The organism is Baekduia sp. (genome assembly GCF_035318805.1).
GTDB lineage: Bacteria > Actinomycetota > Thermoleophilia > Solirubrobacterales > Solirubrobacteraceae > Baekduia.
Genome location: NZ_DATHDY010000029.1, coordinates 84,786 through 100,261 on the forward strand (window position 1 = coordinate 84,786; position 15,476 = coordinate 100,261).

Annotated in this window: 15 protein-coding genes; 5 read left to right on the forward strand and 10 right to left on the reverse strand. The window is 73.5% G+C overall.

What is annotated here, in order from left to right; genetic code table 11:
• Positions 1-6 precede the first annotated feature (6 nt).
• The 4 genes from ppk1 to VK501_RS07020 are packed head-to-tail and all read right to left on the reverse strand — an operon-like array spanning position 7 to position 4,201.
• Positions 7-2,181, reverse strand: coding sequence for a polyphosphate kinase 1 (ppk1, locus tag VK501_RS07005; RefSeq protein ID WP_414641161.1), 2,175 nt, complete (start codon positions 2,179-2,181; stop codon positions 7-9).
• Positions 2,178-2,810 (reverse strand): CHAD domain-containing protein, encoded by a 633-nt coding sequence (locus tag VK501_RS07010; protein WP_324336029.1) that lies wholly within the window; start codon positions 2,808-2,810, stop codon positions 2,178-2,180. The genes ppk1 and VK501_RS07010 overlap by 4 nt, the downstream gene beginning before the upstream one ends.
• Positions 2,807-3,304 carry a CHAD domain-containing protein gene (locus VK501_RS07015; RefSeq protein WP_324336031.1) on the reverse strand — a complete coding sequence of 166 codons (498 nt, stop codon included), beginning with the start codon at positions 3,302-3,304 and terminating at the stop codon, positions 2,807-2,809. The genes VK501_RS07010 and VK501_RS07015 overlap by 4 nt, the downstream gene beginning before the upstream one ends.
• Before the next feature lie 9 nt (positions 3,305-3,313).
• Complete coding sequence (locus VK501_RS07020; RefSeq protein WP_324336033.1) at positions 3,314-4,201, reverse strand: hypothetical protein; 888 nt, start codon at positions 4,199-4,201, stop codon at positions 3,314-3,316.
• Between the two features lie 159 nt (positions 4,202-4,360).
• Here VK501_RS07020 and VK501_RS07025 point away from each other — a divergent pair, with 159 nt between their 5' ends.
• Positions 4,361-5,251 (forward strand): ABC transporter ATP-binding protein, encoded by an 891-nt coding sequence (locus tag VK501_RS07025; RefSeq protein WP_324336035.1) that lies wholly within the window; start codon positions 4,361-4,363, stop codon positions 5,249-5,251.
• A complete protein-coding gene (locus VK501_RS07030; RefSeq protein WP_324336037.1) occupies positions 5,244-5,996 on the forward strand; it encodes an ABC transporter permease in 753 nt (250 codons plus the stop codon). The genes VK501_RS07025 and VK501_RS07030 overlap by 8 nt, the downstream gene beginning before the upstream one ends.
• Positions 5,997-6,077: 81 nt before the next feature.
• Here the strand turns inward: VK501_RS07030 and VK501_RS07035 are convergent, their stop codons facing one another.
• Positions 6,078-6,689 (reverse strand): GNAT family N-acetyltransferase, encoded by a 612-nt coding sequence (locus VK501_RS07035; RefSeq protein WP_324336039.1) that lies wholly within the window; start codon positions 6,687-6,689, stop codon positions 6,078-6,080.
• Between the two features lie 20 nt (positions 6,690-6,709).
• Here VK501_RS07035 and VK501_RS07040 point away from each other — a divergent pair, with 20 nt between their 5' ends.
• On the forward strand, positions 6,710-7,402 hold the full coding sequence (locus VK501_RS07040; RefSeq protein WP_324336041.1) for a metallophosphoesterase family protein: 693 nt from the start codon (positions 6,710-6,712) through the stop codon (positions 7,400-7,402).
• An 11-nt stretch (positions 7,403-7,413) separates the two neighbouring features.
• Here the strand turns inward: VK501_RS07040 and VK501_RS07045 are convergent, their stop codons facing one another.
• Positions 7,414-8,556 (reverse strand): sensor histidine kinase, encoded by a 1,143-nt coding sequence (locus tag VK501_RS07045; RefSeq protein WP_324336043.1) that lies wholly within the window; start codon positions 8,554-8,556, stop codon positions 7,414-7,416.
• A gap of 89 nt (positions 8,557-8,645) precedes the next feature.
• On the opposite strand from VK501_RS07045, the gene VK501_RS07050 reads away from it, so the two are divergent.
• Together VK501_RS07050 and VK501_RS07055 are read left to right on the forward strand one after the other, a co-directional pair.
• On the forward strand, positions 8,646-9,143 hold the full coding sequence (locus tag VK501_RS07050; RefSeq protein ID WP_324336045.1) for a hypothetical protein: 498 nt from the start codon (positions 8,646-8,648) through the stop codon (positions 9,141-9,143).
• A gap of 201 nt (positions 9,144-9,344) precedes the next feature.
• Entirely contained in the window at positions 9,345-10,703 is a 1,359-nt protein-coding gene (locus tag VK501_RS07055; RefSeq protein WP_324336047.1) for a reverse transcriptase family protein, read from the forward strand.
• Positions 10,704-10,706: 3 nt separating this feature from the next.
• On the opposite strand, the gene VK501_RS07060 is transcribed toward VK501_RS07055, so the two are convergent.
• The 4 genes from VK501_RS07060 to VK501_RS07075 form a co-directional block, all read right to left on the reverse strand.
• On the reverse strand, positions 10,707-11,921 hold the full coding sequence (locus VK501_RS07060; protein ID WP_324336049.1) for an acyl-CoA dehydrogenase family protein: 1,215 nt from the start codon (positions 11,919-11,921) through the stop codon (positions 10,707-10,709).
• A complete protein-coding gene (locus VK501_RS07065; protein ID WP_349260983.1) occupies positions 11,918-13,210 on the reverse strand; it encodes an acyl-CoA dehydrogenase family protein in 1,293 nt (430 codons plus the stop codon). Before VK501_RS07065 ends, VK501_RS07060 begins: the two co-directional genes overlap by 4 nt.
• Positions 13,211-13,565: 355 nt before the next feature.
• Positions 13,566-14,810, reverse strand: coding sequence for a cytochrome P450 (locus tag VK501_RS07070; RefSeq protein ID WP_324336053.1), 1,245 nt, complete (start codon positions 14,808-14,810; stop codon positions 13,566-13,568).
• A gap of 39 nt (positions 14,811-14,849) precedes the next feature.
• On the reverse strand, positions 14,850-15,356 hold the full coding sequence (locus tag VK501_RS07075) for a GNAT family protein (RefSeq protein ID WP_324336056.1): 507 nt from the start codon (positions 15,354-15,356) through the stop codon (positions 14,850-14,852).
• Positions 15,357-15,476 lie beyond the last annotated feature (120 nt).

Genomic DNA, 15,476 nt, shown 5'->3' on the forward strand with positions numbered 1-15,476 from the left:
CCGCGGTCAGTCCCCGCCGGACGCCGGATCGCGCTCGGCGGCGCGGGCCTGGTGCCCGAGCATCAGCTCGCGCTGGAGATCGCGCGGCTCGGGCTCGTCCGGGTCGGGATGGCGGCGCTCCCACGTGCCGTCGGACTTCAGCTCCCACGAGTGCGTGTCGTCAGCGAACGCGCGCTCGAGCGTGTCCAGCAGGTCGTCGCGCAGCACCGGGTCCTCCACCGGCGCGACCAGCTCGACGCGCGTGTCGAGGTTGCGCGGCATGAGGTCGGCCGAGCCGATGAAGACGAGGTGCTCGTCGCCGCGCTGGAACGTGAACACGCGCGAGTGCTCCAGGAAGCGCCCGACGACCGATACCACGCGGATGTTCTCGCTCACGCCCTCGACGCCCGGCACGAGGCAGCAGATCCCGCGCAGGTTGAGGTCGACCGGCACGCCCTGCTGCGACGCGCGGTACAGCGCCTTGATGCAGGCGCGGTCCACGAGCGAGTTCATCTTCATCTGGATGCGCGCCGGCTCGCCGTTGCGGTGCGCCTCGACGGTCTTCTCGATCTGCTCGATGATCCCGTCGCGCAGGTGGTCGGGCGCGACGAGGGCCTTGCGGTAGCGCCGCGGGCGCGCGTAGCCGGTGAGGAAGTTGAACATGTCCGCCACATCGGAGCCCAGGCGCTCGTCGGTCGTGAACAGGCCGAAGTCCGTGTACAGCCGCGCGGTCGTCGGGTTGTAGTTGCCGGTGCCGACGTGGAGGTAGTGGCGCACGCCGTCACCCTCGCGGCGCACCACCAGGATGCATTTGGCGTGCGTCTTGAGCGCCGGATGGCCGTAGACGACGTGGACGCCCGTCTCCTCCAGCTTGCGCGCCCACTCGATGTTCGCGCGCTCGTCGAAGCGCGCCTTGAGCTCCACCAGGCAAACTGCCTGCTTGCCCCGCTCGGTCGCGCGGATGAGGGCCGGGATCAGGGGCGTGTCGTCGGACGTGCGGTAGATCGTGAGCTTGATCGCGAGCACGTCGGGATCGTTGGCGGCCTGGTCGACGAAGCGCCCGACCGACGTCGTGAACGAGTCGTAGGGATGGTGGACGAGGATGTCGCCCTGGCGCATCGCCGCGAAGATGTCGGCCTTCTCGCCGTCCTCCCCGCGCAGCCGCGGCTGGGTCACCGACGACCACGGCGGGTCGCGCAGCTCGGCGAAGCCCGGCAGCTTGACGATCTGCCACAGGTCGGTGAGGTCCAGCAGGTCGTACACCTCGTAGACCTGCCGGTCCTCGACCTCGAGCGCGTCGGTCAGCGCCTCGCGCAGCTGTGGCGACATCTGCGCGTCGACCTCGACGCGCACGACCTCGCCGAAGCGCCGGCGGCGCAGCTCGTCCTCGACGGCGAGCAGCAGGTCGTCGGCCTCGTCGCTGATCTCGAAGTCGGCGTCGCGGGTGACGCGGAAGGTCCCCTGGTCGATGACCTCCATGCCCGGGAAGAGCGTGTGGAGGTTGGCGGCGATGAGCTGCTCGAGCGCCACGAAGGTGGCCGGCTGGCCGTCGAGCGCCACGAACCGCGGCAGCATCTCCTTCGGCACCTTGACGCGCGCGAACGTCGTGTGGCCCGACACCGGGTCGCGCACGAGCACGGCGAGGCTCAGCGACAGGTTCGAGATGTAGGGGAACGGCCGGCCGAGCCCGACGGCCAGCGGCGTGAGCACCGGGAAGATCTGGCGACGGAAGCGCTGGTCCAGCGAACGGCGCTCCTCGGAGGTGACCTCGTCGATCGACAGCAGCCGGATGCCGTGCTCCGACAGCGCGGGCCGCAGGTCGTTGGCGAGCACGCGGCACTGGCGGTCGCCGAGCGCGAGGACCTTCTCGCGGATCGCGTCGATGACCTCCGACGGCGTGCGCCCGTCGGCCTTCGGCGTCGTGATGCCGGCGTCGACCTGGTCGTGCAGTCCGGCGACGCGGATCATGAAGAACTCGTCGAGATTGGACCCGAAGATCGCGGCGAACTTGCAGCGCTCCAGCAGCGTCTGGTTGGGGTCCTCGGCGAGCTGCAGGACCCGGTCGTCGAAGTCCAGCCAGGACAGCTCGCGGTTGAGGTACAGCTCGGGTGCGTCCAGGTCGGACGGCGGGGGCGCCGCCCGTTCCACCGCCTCCACGGCGCGAATGGACTCTTGGGTCAGGGCGGGATCCGGTGGGTTCATGCTGGAGCGTCGGACGCTAGGTCGTCGGTGGGGACTGCCCCGTTACCGTCGTGTGAACGCGATGTGAAGTCCTCGGGGTCGCTGGAGCGTTCGGCGAGGGCGAACTCCAGGCGGGTCCGGAAGCCCTGGCGCTCGAGCTCGTGCCACTGCTCCAGGAAGCGCTCGAAGAGCAGGTCGCGGCGCGCGCGCAGATAGATGTCCAGCGACTCGAGGCCGCGGAACGAGGCGGCGTGCGGTGCCCCGGCGGCCAGCGCGGCGTCGAGGTCGGTGGCGTCGCCGGCGAGCTGACGCACCTCGGCCGCGTCGCGCTCGCGCAGCTCGGCGAGCAGCGCCTCGACGCGTGGCAGGGTCACGTCGCAGTCGTGGATCTCGCCGACCAGGTCCTGCAGCTTCCTGGCCTTCTTGGCCGCGGTGGCGGCGTACGGGCCGAACGAGGGCGCGAACAGCTCGAGCACGTAGCGCAGCCGCTTGGCGGCGATGCGCAGGTCGTGCAGCGCGGTGACCTCCTGCGGATCGGCGGCCTGCGGCATGAACCCGCACAACTCGTCGAGCCGGACCGAGACGATGCGCGCGACGTTGTCGGCCAGCAGGCCGTCGGGGTCGAGGTGCTTGACCTTGCGCGGCTTCATGCGGCGCGCTCGGGATCCGCGTCGGCGGGTGCGGCGACGAGCGCGCGGACGCGACCCGCCAGGTCGTGCTCCTTCGTCGCCTGCAGCGCGGCGGCGAGCGTCAGGTTGCCCTGTGCCTGGTCGACGCGGATGCGCTGGGCGAAGACGTCCAGGCCCGGCTGGTCCTCTTCGGGCATCGACCGCGCGAGCGCCTCGAGCGCGGCGAGCTGGACGTCGGGGTCGCGCCGGGCGCCGAGCGCGTCGGCGAGCCGCTTGACGTCCCGAAGCACCGCACGGTGCTCGGCGCGGTCGAACGCGGCCTCGAAGACCTCGAGGACCGCGCGCAGCCGGCGCGTCGCGACGCGCATGTCGTGCACGCGCTCGATGTCGTCGGTGTCCAGGACGCCGCCGGCGTGCTCGAAGACCTCCCGAGCGCGCACCGCCACGGCCTCGCGCCCCGCCTCGCGGAAGGTCATCCGGCCGTCGATTCCCGGGATGTCTCGTGCCTTGGCCATGTCGCGTAGCTAGGTGTACCCGACCTGGGCGAGGAGGTCGAGGATGACGCCTTCCCGGAGGCCGCCCGAGCCGACGTGCAGCGGGCATGCCGCGGCGCGAGCGACCTCGGCGAGCAGGACCAGGCCGGCCGGGAGCAGGCGCACGCGCTCGACGTGCAGGTCGTACAGCAGCGCGGCGTCGATCGCCGGCAGCGCGACGAGCTGCGCGAGCGCGTTGTCCAGCGCGGCCGCGGTCAGCTCGGCGCCGCAGAGCCGCCGCAGCGACGTCGCGCTGCCGCCCACCGCCCAGGCCACGTCGGCCTTCGGGCACCCGGCCTCGGCGATCGCCGCGGCGGCCGCGGCGCGCGCCGCGGCGATCGCGGCCGGTCCGGGCGGGTCGGCGTGCAGGTAGGCGTCGGCGAGCACGCCGGAGCCGATCGCCAGCGACGCCCACCAGTCCGGCCGCCCTCCCGGGGCGCCGGCGGCCAGCTCGGTCGAGCCGCCGCCGACGTCGGCGACGACCACGCGCTCCGCGCCGCCGTCCAGCGGCGCGGTGGCGCCTGCGAAGGCGAGCCGCGCCTCCTCCTCCCCGCTGAGCACCTCGACCTCCACGCCCGCCGCGGCCGACAGGTGCGCCAGGAGCGCCGCACGCCCCGGCGCCTCGCGCAGCGCCGCGGTGGCGACCACGCGCAGCGCGTCGATGTCGCTGGCCCGCGCCGCCAGCGCCTGCTCGGCCACGGCCTCGGCGATGGCCTGGACCTTGATCGGCGGGAGGCCGTCGCGCCGCTCCGAAGCGGTCAGCCGGACGAACGCGCGATGGGCCGCCACCTCGATCAGGGCGCCCGGACGGTCCGGGTCCGGCTCGGCGACGAGCAGCCGCGTGGTGTTCGAGCCGATGTCGATGCAGGCCGCTCTCACGTCAGGGAGACCGATCCTTGCAGGTAGGCGCACCGCGCGTGCGACGCCGACCTTCTCCGCCAAGGTCGCCTCGCGCGCAGCGCGGCGCACCGCGCGGGGACGCCGGCGCCCTCCGCCAAGGTCGCCTCGCGCGCAGCGCGCCACTGCTTGAATGAAGGAGTGTCTGCCGCCGCCCCCGCGATCCTCGTGCGCGATCTGCGCAAGTCCTACGGAAGCTTCGCGGCGGTCCAGGGCATCGACTTCGAGGTCGCGCAGGGCGAGGTCTTCGGCCTGCTGGGCCCCAACGGCGCCGGCAAGACCAGCACCGTCGAGATCCTCGAGGGCTATCGCCAGCGCGACGGCGGCATCGTGTCCGTGCTCGGCCACGACCCCGAGCAGCGGCCGCGCGACCTGCGCCGGCGCATCGGCGTCGTCCTGCAGTCCACCGGCATGTACCGCCACATCACGGTGCGTGAGGCGCTGACGCATTGGGCCCGCTTCTACCCACATTCGCGCGACGTGGACGAGGTCCTCAAGCTCGCCGGACTGCAGGAGAAGGCCGACGCGATCGCGCGCACGCTGTCGGGCGGGCAGATGCGCCGCCTGGACTTCGGGCTGGCGCTGATCGGCGATCCCGAGCTGATCTTCCTCGACGAGCCGACCACCGGCTTCGACCCCGCGGCGCGCCGCGCGGCCTGGGACGTCGTCCGGTCGCTGCAGGACCTCGGCAAGACGGTCCTGCTGACCACGCACTACCTCGACGAGGCCCAGGCGCTCTGCGACCGCGTGGCGATCATCAAGGAGGGCCGGATCGTCGCGGAGGGCCCGCCCGCCGAGCTGGGCGCGTCGTCGTCGCGCTACCGGGTGGCGTGGCGTTCGTTCGAGACCGGCGCGATCGAGACGCGCGAGACCGAGGACCCGACGGCGCTGCTGCACCAGCTGACCTCCGCGGCGCTGGCCCGCGGCGAGGGGCTGCGCGACCTGTCGGTCACGCGGCCATCGCTCGAGGACGTCTATCTCGAGCTGACCGCCGAGCCCGCCGCCGCCGAGGAGGAGCCCGCCAATGCCTGACTCCCTGACGCTCGCGTGGTACCAGTTCCGGCTCGAGCGCCGGATGTTCTGGCGCAACCCGAGCGCCGCGTTCTTCAACTTCCTCCTGCCGCTGCTCTTCCTCGCGCTCTTCGGCGCGATCTTCAGCGGCAGCCAGAAGGACCTGAACGTGATCGTGCCCGGCATCGCCGGCATGTCCATCATGTCGACCACGTTCAGCGCGCTGGCGATGAACCTGACCTTCCTGCGCGAGCAGGGCGTGCTGAAGCGCATGCGCGGCACGCCGCTGCCGGAGGGCTCCTACCTGCTCGGCGTCTTCGCCAACGCGGTGACCAACGCGTGCATCCAGCTGACGATCGTCGTCCTGGCCGGCAAGGTGCTCTTCAACATCGACTGGCCGAAGGACTGGATCGAGTTGATGGTCTACCTCGGCGCCGGCGTGACGTGCCTCGCGGCGCTCGGCGTCGCGTGGTCGCACGTGATCCCGAACTTCGACGCCGCCCCGGCCTACACCAACATCATCTTCCTGCCGGTGATCTTCATCTCCGGCGTCTTCTACGACGTCGGCAACGCGCCGCAGTTCCTGCGCGACATCGCCCAGGCGCTGCCGCTCACCCACATCATCGACGGCCTCTCGGGCGCGCTGGTGAGCGGCCGCTCGCTGCAGGACAACTGGTCGGGCCTGGTCGTCATCGCGATCTGGGCCGCCGTCGGGATCTTCTTCGCGATCCGCGGCTTCCGCTGGGAGTCGCGCCGCAGCGACTAGGGGAATGGCCCAGAGGGCCAGGTTCCCTTGCGGGTCTTCGCCCAGGGGGCGAAACCCGCGGCGGGTCAGGGACCCACGCGCCTAGGTCGCCGGCACGGGCTCGTCCATCAGCCAGGCGGCGGGCGGCGCGCCGATCGCCGCGACGCGGACGTCGTGCAGCGGCGTGGCGGGCCAGTCGGTGCGCAGGAGGCCGAAGACCTGGACGTCGAGCTGGCGATCGCCGTGCCGGTGCCAGCCGCGCAGCGTGCCCTCGCCGAGGAAGCCGATCTTCTCCAGCGCACGTGCGCTCCGCGCGTTCTCTGGGTTGGAGTAGGCCCCGAGGCGCTCGAGGGCGCAGACGCCGAACGCGAGGTGCGCGAGCAGCGCCTTGGACTCGGCGTTGGCGCCGGTGCCCCAGTGCGCGCGACCGAGCCAGGTCCCGACCATCGCGCGGCGGTCGCGGCGGCTCAGCTCGGCCAGGCCGGTGATGCCGATCGGCCCGTGCTCGCGATGGTGGACGACGAAGTCGAGCTGCTCGCCGGACTCGCGCCTGGCCTCCTGCTCGGCGATCCAGCGCAGGGGCTCGTCGACGCTGCCGTACGGACCCCAGGAGAACCAGCGCGTGACCTCCGGATCCCGGGCCAGCGCGAAGAGCGCCGGCGCGTCCTCGGGCACGGGCAGGCGCAGCGTGATCTCTGGTCCGCGAAGCTCCATCGCGGGCATCATGGCGAATCATGCTCGCGATCCTGTACGACATCCACGGCAACCGCCCCGCGCTGGAGGCCGTGCTCGGTCACGCGCGGGAGCAGGGCGCCGAGCGCTTCGTCCTCGGCGGCGACTACTCGGCGTTCGGTGCGTGGCCCGTCGCGTGCGTGACGATCCTTCGCGGGCTGGCCTACACGACGTGGATCCGCGGCAACTGGGAGCGCTGGCAGGCCGAGCCCGGCGCCGTCCCCGACGACGCCGTCCTCCAGGGCGCGGAGGCGTGGGTGCGCAGCCACCTCGGCGACGAGCTCGTGGCCGAGCTCGCCGCGCTGCCGCCGACGGCCGTCGTCGGCGACACGCTGTTCTGCCACGCGTCGCCGGCCTCCGACATCGATCCCTTCCCGCGTGAGCCCGATCCCGAGGGCGACGACCAGCTCCTGGCCGGCGTGACGCAGCGCCGCGTGGTGTTCGGCCACACGCACGTGCAGTTCCGGCGCCGCTCGGCCTCCGGCATCGAGCTGGTCAACCCGGGGAGCGTCGGCCTGCCCTGGGACGGCGACGTCCGGCCGGCCTACGCAACCCTCGACGACGACGGCACGATCGAGCTGCACCGCGTCGAGTACGACATCGAGGCCGCGTCCGCCGCGCTGGAGAAGATCGGCGAGCCGTGGACGGTGCGGACGCGCGCGCGGCTGGAGCGGGCGCGGTTCGCCGTGGAATAGGCGAGAAGCGTTCAGCCCGCCGTGGCCGCGCGCGGCGTGCCCGGCACGGTCGGCGCGTCGGGCAGCAGGGTGTGGAAGGCGCTGCCGGAGTCCACCGAGGACTCGACGTAGATGCGGCCGCCGTGGCGCTCGGCGATCCGGCGGCAGATCGCCAGGCCGATGCCCGTGCCCGCGTAGGTGTCGCGGCCGTGCAGCCGCGTGAACATCGCGAAGATCCGCTCCTGGTCGGCGTCGGGGATCCCGATCCCCTCGTCGGCGACCGTCACCACGGTGCCGCCGATCGTGCGCCGCGCCGTCACGCGCACGACCGCGGGGCGATCCGGCGCGTGGAACTTCACCGCGTTGCCGATCAGGTTCTGCAGCAGCTGGGCGATCTGCCCGGGCTCGGCCTCGAGCGTCGGCAGGTGGCCGACCTCGATGGTCGCGTCCTCCTGCTCGATCGCCGGTCCCAGGATCTGGAGGACGTCGGCGACCAGCTCGCCGAGGTCGACCTGCTGGCGGCGCGGCTCCTCGTTGGCGACGCGCGAGTAGAGCAGCAGGTCGTCGATGAGGTGGCGCATGCGCCCGGCGCCGTCGAGCGCCTGGCGCAGGTACTCACGCCCGGACTCGTCGAGCCCGCCGGCGCTGCGGCGCTCCAGCAGCGACAGGAAGCTCGCGACCATCCGCAGCGGCTCGGACAGGTCGTGCGACGCCGTGTAGGCGAAGTCCTGCAGCTCGGCGTTGGTGCCCTGCAGCCGCTCGGCGCGCTGGGCCAGCTCGTGCTCCATCGCCAGCCGGTCGCTGACGTCGCGCCCGACGATGTAGAACGCCTCGTCGCCTGGCGCGCCGCTCCACGCCATCCAGCGGATCGACCCGTCGGCGCACAGCAGCCGGCAGACGTACTCGGTGACCGTCTCGCCGGCGGCCAGCCGCGCGATCTCGCGCTCGGTCGCCTGGCGGTCGTCGGGATGGACGATCTCCAGATAGGGCCGGGTCCCCAGCTGCGCGCGCGTCCAGCCGAGCTGCTGCTCCCACGCGTCGTTGAACTCCTTCAGCAGCCCGTCGAAGCCCGCGGCGGCCAGGAGATCGGGCGACATCGCGAAGAGTCGCGCCAGATGACCGGCCGCCTCCGGGGCGACGCTCGACGGTGCTGCGGCTGTGTGCAGGCGTTCCATGCCCTCGGCTCCTCCGGCGCCATCCTCTCACAGGGTCCGGTGGCTGGGTCAAGCGCCGATCTCCGTCGAGCGCGTGGCATCCTGCGGGCATGGACGACGCCGACGAACCGATCGACCTCGTCGCCTCGGTCGGACCCCTCGACGCGGTCGTCGAGACGCTGCGAGACGTGCTCCACCGCTCGGGCGCACTGCGCGTCGCGGTGGTCGTCGACCTGCCCGACCGCGCGCCCGCACTCATCGACGTGGGGCGCCTGACGCCCGTCGAGGTGCGCCTGGGCGACCGCATCCTCCACCTCCCCCACGCCATCGAGCTCGAGGCCGAGTCGCTCGGCGGGGCCATCGAGCTGCGCCAGCTGCCGCCGTTCGAGGTCGATGCGGCCAGCGGTCAGGTCGTCGGCACGATCGGCGGGCTGGACATGCTCGCCGACGCGATGCGCGACCTCTCGGAGCTGCTCGGCGGCCGCTCGGTCGCGATGGCGCAGTACCAGACCGTCACGCCCGACGTGTCGCTGACTGTGACCGCGCGGTTCGGCGAGCCGGTGCTCGTGACGCTCGGCGACGCCGAGTGGGAGCTGCCCGACCGGTAGCCGTATGCTCGCCCTGCGCGGCGCCGGATCCCGAGCCGACGCGGACCGCCTTCGGGCGGCGACGCGTCTCTCCGGGGCCACCCCGGGGATCCAGTGGAACCACCGCACGGCAACGCGTGCCCGTGGCTGCGCATCGCTGCAGGTCTGGGCACGCACGACGAGGGAGCGTCGGGGCCGGCGTCGCGCGCCCGAACCCCGCCGATGCCCGACCACCGCACCCGCCGCTTCCTCGCCAGGGCGCTCGCCGCCGCGTTCCTCGCGGGCGAGTGGGACCGGGCCGGTTTGACCGAGCGGGCACGCGCGACGGTGATCCCGCCGCCGCGGCGGCTGCGGCACGTGGTCGACCGCGTGCTGGCGGCCTACCCCCGGCCGCCCCGCGACGCGCCACGCGAGCTGGCCGCCTTCGTCGAGGTCGTGCTGGACGCCGTGCGCGGTCGCGCGGGACCGCCTCCGCCGCCGGCGCACGTGCGCCGATGGCTCCTGGACACCGGCGCGATGGGCCCGCGCCGGTGGCCCGCCGTGCCGGACCTCGCGACCGTCGCCGACCTCGGCGCCTTCCTCGATCTCGACGCCGGCCGGCTCGCGTGGCTCGCGGACGTCCGCTCCTGGGAACGCGCGGCGCCCGACCGGCGGCTGCGCCACTACACCTACGCCTGGATCGCTCGGCCCGACGCACCGGTGCGCCTGCTCGAGCAGCCCAAGCCCCGGTTGAAGGCGATCCAGCGCCGGCTCCTGCACGAGGTGCTCGCGTGGATCCCGGCCCATCCCGCGGCGCACGGGTTCGTCGCCGGCCGCTCGGTCGCCGGCCACGCCGCCGCGCACTGCGGCGCGCCCGCGGTCCTGCGCTTCGACGTGGAGGACTTCTTCGTCTCGCTCGCCGCCGGCCGCGTCTGGGGCGTGCTGCGCACCGCCGGCTACCCCGAGGCGGTCGCGCACGCTCTCACGGGCCTGATGACCAACAGCGTCGCGGCCGGCGCGTGGGCGGAGATCCCGGCGCCGAGCGCGCCGCACCTGCGACGGGCCCACGCGCTGCTCGGCCGGCGGCTGGCCGCGCCCCACCTGCCCCAGGGCGCGCCCACGTCGCCGATGCTCGCGAACCTCTGCGCCTTCTCCCTGGACCGGCGCCTCGCCGGGCTCGCCGCGCGCCTGGGCGCGACCTACACGCGGTATGCCGACGACCTCGTGCTGTCCGGTGGCCCCGGGCTCGCTCGCCGGGCCGAGAAGGTCACCGCCACCGTGCGGGCGATCGTCGCCGACGAGGGCCTGCGCCTCAACGAGCGCAAGACGCGGGTCATGACCGCGGGTGGCCGCCAGGTGGTCGGCGGCATCGTCGTCAACCAGCGCACCAACGTGCCGCGCGAGGAGTTCGACCGCCTGAAGGCGATCCTCCACAACGCCGCGCGGCACGGGCCGGCCTCGCAGAACCGCGCGGGCGTGGCCGACTTCCGCGCCCACCTGCTGGGCCGGATCGCGTGGGTCGCGGCGCTGAACCCGGCGCGCGGCGCGCGCCTGCTCCGGGTGTTCGACGCGATCGACTGGGACGCCGCCGCCGCTCGGTGACGCTCAGCGCAGCTGCGCCGACGACAACCCCAACAACTGCCGCGCGATGATGAGCAGCTGGATCTGCTGGGTGCCCTCGAAGATGTCGAGGATCTTCGCGTCGCGCGCCCACTTCTCCAGCAGCAGGTCCTCGCTGTAGCCGAGCGTGCCCGCGAGGCGGACGCAGCGCAGCGCCACGTCCACGCAGGTCCTCCCCGCCTTGGCCTTGGCCATCGAGGCCTGCAGCGAGTTCGGCGTGCCGTTGTCGGCCATCCACGCCGCCTGCAGCGTCAGCAGGCGCGCGGCCTCGTAGTCGGCGTCCATCGCCAGGTACTCCGCGGCCGCGGCGGTCTGCCGCGCCGCTGGGCGATCCCAGTCGACCTCGACGCCCGCCTCGCGCAGCAGCGCCCGCGTCTCCTCCAGGCACGCGCGGGTGAGCCCGACCGCCATCGCGGCGACCAGCGGCCGCGTGTTGTCGAAGGTCTGCATCGCGCCGGCGAAGCCGTTGGTGACCTCGATGCCGGGCGGCCCGAGCAGGTCCTCGCGCGGCACGCGGCAGTCCTCCAGCCGGAACGCCGCGGTGTCGGACGCGCGGATCCCGAGCTTGTGCTCGAGCCGGTCGAGCACCAGTCCCGGGTTGCTGCGCTCCACCACGAACGACTTGATCGCCGCGCGGCCCACCGAGCGATCGAGCGTCGCCCAGACCACGACGAGCTCGGCGCGCTCTCCGGCGGTGACGTAGATCTTCTCGCCGTTGAGGACGTACTCGTCGCCGTCGAGCACCGCGGTCGTGCGGATCGCGGCGGAGTCCGAGCCGGCGTCGGGCTCCGTGATCGCCATCGCCGCCCAGCGGCCGGCGTAGCGCTGCAGCTGAGCGTCGTCGGCGACCGAGGCGATCGCCGAGTTCCCCAGGCCCTGGCGCGGGACCGACAGCAGCAGCCCGACGTCACCGCGACACAGCTCCATGACGCTCAACGCCGTCGACAGGTTCGACCCGTTGCGGTTGCCCTGCGGGCCGTCGCCGTTGGCGGAGCGCCGCACGCCGGTCGCGCCCGCGCCCCCCGTCTCGCTGCCGTCGGTCATCCCGTCGATGACCGCGGCGAGCATGTCGAGCTCCTTGGGCCGCGCGTGCTCCTCGCGGTCGTACTTGCGCGAGATCGGCCGGAACACCTCGTCGGCGACCTGCCGCGCCTGCGCGACCAGCGGTCCGAACTTGCGGGGCACTTCGAGGTTGATCATGCGAGCAGGACGCCTTCCATGAGTCCGACCGCTCGCAGGTCCCGGTACCAGCGCTGCACCGGGTGCTCGCAGACGTAGCCGTGGCCGCCGAGCAGCTGCACGCCGTCGGAGCCGATGGTCGCGGCGCGCTGGTCGCACAGCATGCGTGCCAGGGCGGCCTCGCGGGCGAAGTCGAGGCCGGCGTCGGCACGGGCGGCGGCCCGCAGCGTGACGAGCCGCAGCCCCTCCAGCTCGATCGCGATGTCGCTGACCGAGAACGCGACGGCCTGGCGGTGGCTGATCGGCTCGCCGAACGCGACGCGCTCGTTGACGTAGGGGATGACGTGGTCCAGCACCGCCCGCGCCACCCCGACCGCGATCCCGGCCCACGCGACGCGGCTGCGCGCGAGACACTCGGCGTAGACCGCCGGGTCGGCCTCGCCGAGCAGCGCGCCGCGGTGCACGCGCACGTCCTCGAGGACCAGGCGCCCGGGCGCGGCGCCGCGCAGGCCCATCGCGGGGTCGGGCCGGACCAGCACGCCACCGTCGGCGGGTTCGACGACGAACAGCGCGGGGCGCGCGTCGTCGACGCGCGCCGCGACGACGAGCAGCTCCGCGTCCTCGGCGCGCGGCACGAGCGCCTTGGTGCCCGACAGCACGTAGCCGCCCGCGGCCGGGCGGGCCACCGTCTCCAGATGCTGCGGATCGAAGAGCGCGCGCGGCTCGGCGATCGCCAGCGCGGCGGCGGGCACGTCGTCGCCCACCAGCGCGGGCAGGTAGGTGGCCTGCTGGTCGGCGTCGCCCCACAGCGCGAGCGCGGTCGCCACCGCGGCGGGCGCCAGCGCGCCGACGGCGAGCCCGGCGTCGCCGTGGGCCAGCGCCTCGGCGGCGAGGATCGCGGTCACGGCGGAGCGCTCGCTCACGGCGCCGCCGAGCTCCTCGGGCACGCCGAGCATCGTCAGGCCCAGCGCGTCGGCCTCGCGAAAGGTGTCATGCAGCGTCGCGCGCTCGGCCTCGTCGGCGCGCGGCCGCAGCTGCTCGGCGGCGAAGTCGCGCCACGCCGCGACGAGCATCTCCTGCTCGTCGGTCGGCGCGAGGTCGAAGAGGCCGCCGCTGCCGCCCGTCGTGGGCAGGCGCGCGGGGGCCGAGCCGCGCCGGGCGGCGGCGAAGGTCCGGCCGGCGCGATCGACGACGCGGAAGCCGTCGCGCGTGGCGCGGTAGACCGCACGCTCGGCGGGCCGGCGCACGCCGAGGCGATCGACCACGTCCGAGCCCGCCAGGCGGGTCAGGGCCCGCAGCCCGAGGCCCATCGAGCGCTCGGCGACGCTCATCGGGTCTGCGACCCCTCCGGGGTGGCTTCAGGGGCATGGTGGTCTGCTGCCGGCATGGCGGCCGACCGTAAACTGAACGCCGACGTCTTGTCAATTGGCCGCCGGCGTTCGGATGACCCGATCGGGCTAGTGGGTCGCGCGGGGACGTTCGCCGGGAAATCCCGTTCGGCGGGGTCGGGGATCAGCGACGAGAACGCGCGCCGGGCTGGGCGCCGGCGGGTGGTGTCTCCGCGGGCGCCTCGGGTGGGGTGGGCCTGTTCGGCGCGGTGAGACCGCGCTCGACAGGCCCACCCCGAGCCAACAGCGACAGGCTCGGGCGGACGCCTTGAGGCATCTACACCGCCGTCTCGGCCCCCAGCCGCACCGGCAGGGTCTTCAGCTGGTTGATGAACGGCGACTCGGCGAACTCGGGCTGGCCCGCCAGCTCCATCGCCGGGTAGCGCGCGAGGGTCTCCTCCAGGAGGATCTGCAGCTCGAGCCGCGCCAGCGCCGTGCCGAGGCAGAAGTGCCGGCCGCCGGCGCCGAAGGCCTGGTGCTCGGGGTTGCGCCGCACATCGAAGCGGTCAGGGTCCTCGTAGCGGGTCGCGTCGCGGTTGGACGACACGTACCACATGACCACCTTGTCGCCCTCCCGGATCTGGGCGCCGTTGAGCTCGACGTCGCGCGTCGCGGTCCGGCGGAAGTGCGCGAAGGCAGGGAACATCCGCAGCGACTCCTCGACCGCCGACGGGATCAGCGACGGGTCGTCGAGCAGCAGCTGCCGCTGGTCGGGCGCCTCCAGCAGCGCGCGCATGCCGCTGCAGAACGTCGCCTTCGTGCTGTCGTTGCCGGCCGCCACGAGGAGGAAGAACCCCATGACGATCTCGTGCTCCTCGAGCTTCTCGCCGTCGATGTCGGCGTGCACGAGCACGCTCATCAGGTCCTCGGTCGGGCGCTCGCGCCGCTCCGCGATGAGCGCCGCACAGCGGGCGAAGATCTCGGGGACGTCGCGCTCCATGACGGTCTGCACGCCCTCGGGGTTGAGGTCGGGATCGCCGGCGCCGAGCGTCGTGTTCATCAGGCGCGCCCAGATCTCGTCGTCCTCGGGCGCGGTGCCCATGAAGCTGCCGATGACGCGCGCGACCACGGGCTGCGCGACGTCGGTCACGAGGTCGCACGCGTCGCGGCCGTCGAGGCGGTCCAGCACGCCGCGCGCGATCTCCCGGATGGCGGGCTCGTGCTCGGCGATGCGCTTGGGCGTGAAGCCGCGCTGGAACAGGGCTTTGAGGCGGTCGTGCTTGGGCGGGTCCATCCCGATGAACATCGCCTGGCCGAGCTCGAGCGGGAGGATCGCGTTGGTCAGGGCGGTGAAGCCCGTCGCCGACGAGTAGGTCTCCCAGTCGCGGCTGACCGCGTGGACGTCGTCGGCCGTCGTGACCGACCAGAAGCCGTCCTCCTCGGGGTACTCGGTGATCTCCGAGGTCCAGTGCACCGGGCACTCGCCGCGCATCCGCTCGAACACGGCGTGTGGCGGACCGTCCTGCCACAGCTCGCGCTCGGTGACGAGCGTCTCTTCGAGGGGAACGGGATCGGCGGACATGTCTGACCTCGTGCTCGGGACCGGCGGACAGCGTTGACACTATGTCAAAGGGCGCTCGAACACCAGCTCTCTTCCGTCCCGCTCGTCCCATTGCTCACCGGTCCGCTCGAAGCCGAACGACGCCGCGAGCGCCAGCGAGGGCGCGTTGCGGGGCGAGATCGATGCCCGCGCGGTCCGGGCGCCGTGCTCGCGGGCGAAGTCCAGCAGCGCCGCCAGCGACGCGCGGGCGTAGCCGCGGCGCCGGTGTGCGGGCACGATGCGGTACCCGACCTCGACCATCCCGTCGGCGTCCGGCTCGCCATGGAAGCCGGCATGCCCGACCGCGGCGTGCCCCGGCCGCGGCACGACCGCGCGCACGAGCCACGGCGCGCACGCGGGCTCGCCGATCAACTGGCCCAGGCGCAGCGACCAGAGCCAGGTGTCGTCGAGGAACTCCGCCGGCAGCGCGACGCCCGCCTCGGCACTGGCGCCGGCCAGGTCGGCCGCGACGAGCGCCTGCAGCGCGTCGGCGGAGAGGATCACGAGCTCGATGTTCGCGGACGTCACGCCGTCATCTTGGCGCTTTGCCGGCTAGGGGTGCCGTAGGCGGCCAGCGAGGCCGAGGCCCACGATGGCCAACCGTCGCCGCCGGAGGTGGGTCCCCAGTCGCGATAGCGACACAGTCTC

Coding starts and splice junctions, on each gene's coding strand:
- ppk1 (WP_414641161.1), bottom strand. CDS start 2,181: ATGAACCCACCGGATCCCGCCCTGACCCAAGAGTCCATTCGCGCCGTG.
- VK501_RS07010 (WP_324336029.1), bottom strand. CDS start 2,810: ATGAAGCCGCGCAAGGTCAAGCACCTCGACCCCGACGGCCTGCTGGCC.
- VK501_RS07015 (WP_324336031.1), bottom strand. CDS start 3,304: ATGGCCAAGGCACGAGACATCCCGGGAATCGACGGCCGGATGACCTTC.
- VK501_RS07030 (WP_324336037.1), top strand. CDS start 5,244: ATGCCTGACTCCCTGACGCTCGCGTGGTACCAGTTCCGGCTCGAGCGC.
- VK501_RS07035 (WP_324336039.1), bottom strand. CDS start 6,689: ATGGAGCTTCGCGGACCAGAGATCACGCTGCGCCTGCCCGTGCCCGAG.
- VK501_RS07040 (WP_324336041.1), top strand. CDS start 6,710: ATGCTCGCGATCCTGTACGACATCCACGGCAACCGCCCCGCGCTGGAG.
- VK501_RS07045 (WP_324336043.1), bottom strand. CDS start 8,556: ATGGAACGCCTGCACACAGCCGCAGCACCGTCGAGCGTCGCCCCGGAG.
- VK501_RS07050 (WP_324336045.1), top strand. CDS start 8,646: ATGGACGACGCCGACGAACCGATCGACCTCGTCGCCTCGGTCGGACCC.
- VK501_RS07055 (WP_324336047.1), top strand. CDS start 9,345: ATGCCCGACCACCGCACCCGCCGCTTCCTCGCCAGGGCGCTCGCCGCC.
- VK501_RS07060 (WP_324336049.1), bottom strand. CDS start 11,921: ATGATCAACCTCGAAGTGCCCCGCAAGTTCGGACCGCTGGTCGCGCAG.
- VK501_RS07065 (WP_349260983.1), bottom strand. CDS start 13,210: ATGGGCCTCGGGCTGCGGGCCCTGACCCGCCTGGCGGGCTCGGACGTG.
- VK501_RS07070 (WP_324336053.1), bottom strand. CDS start 14,810: ATGTCCGCCGATCCCGTTCCCCTCGAAGAGACGCTCGTCACCGAGCGC.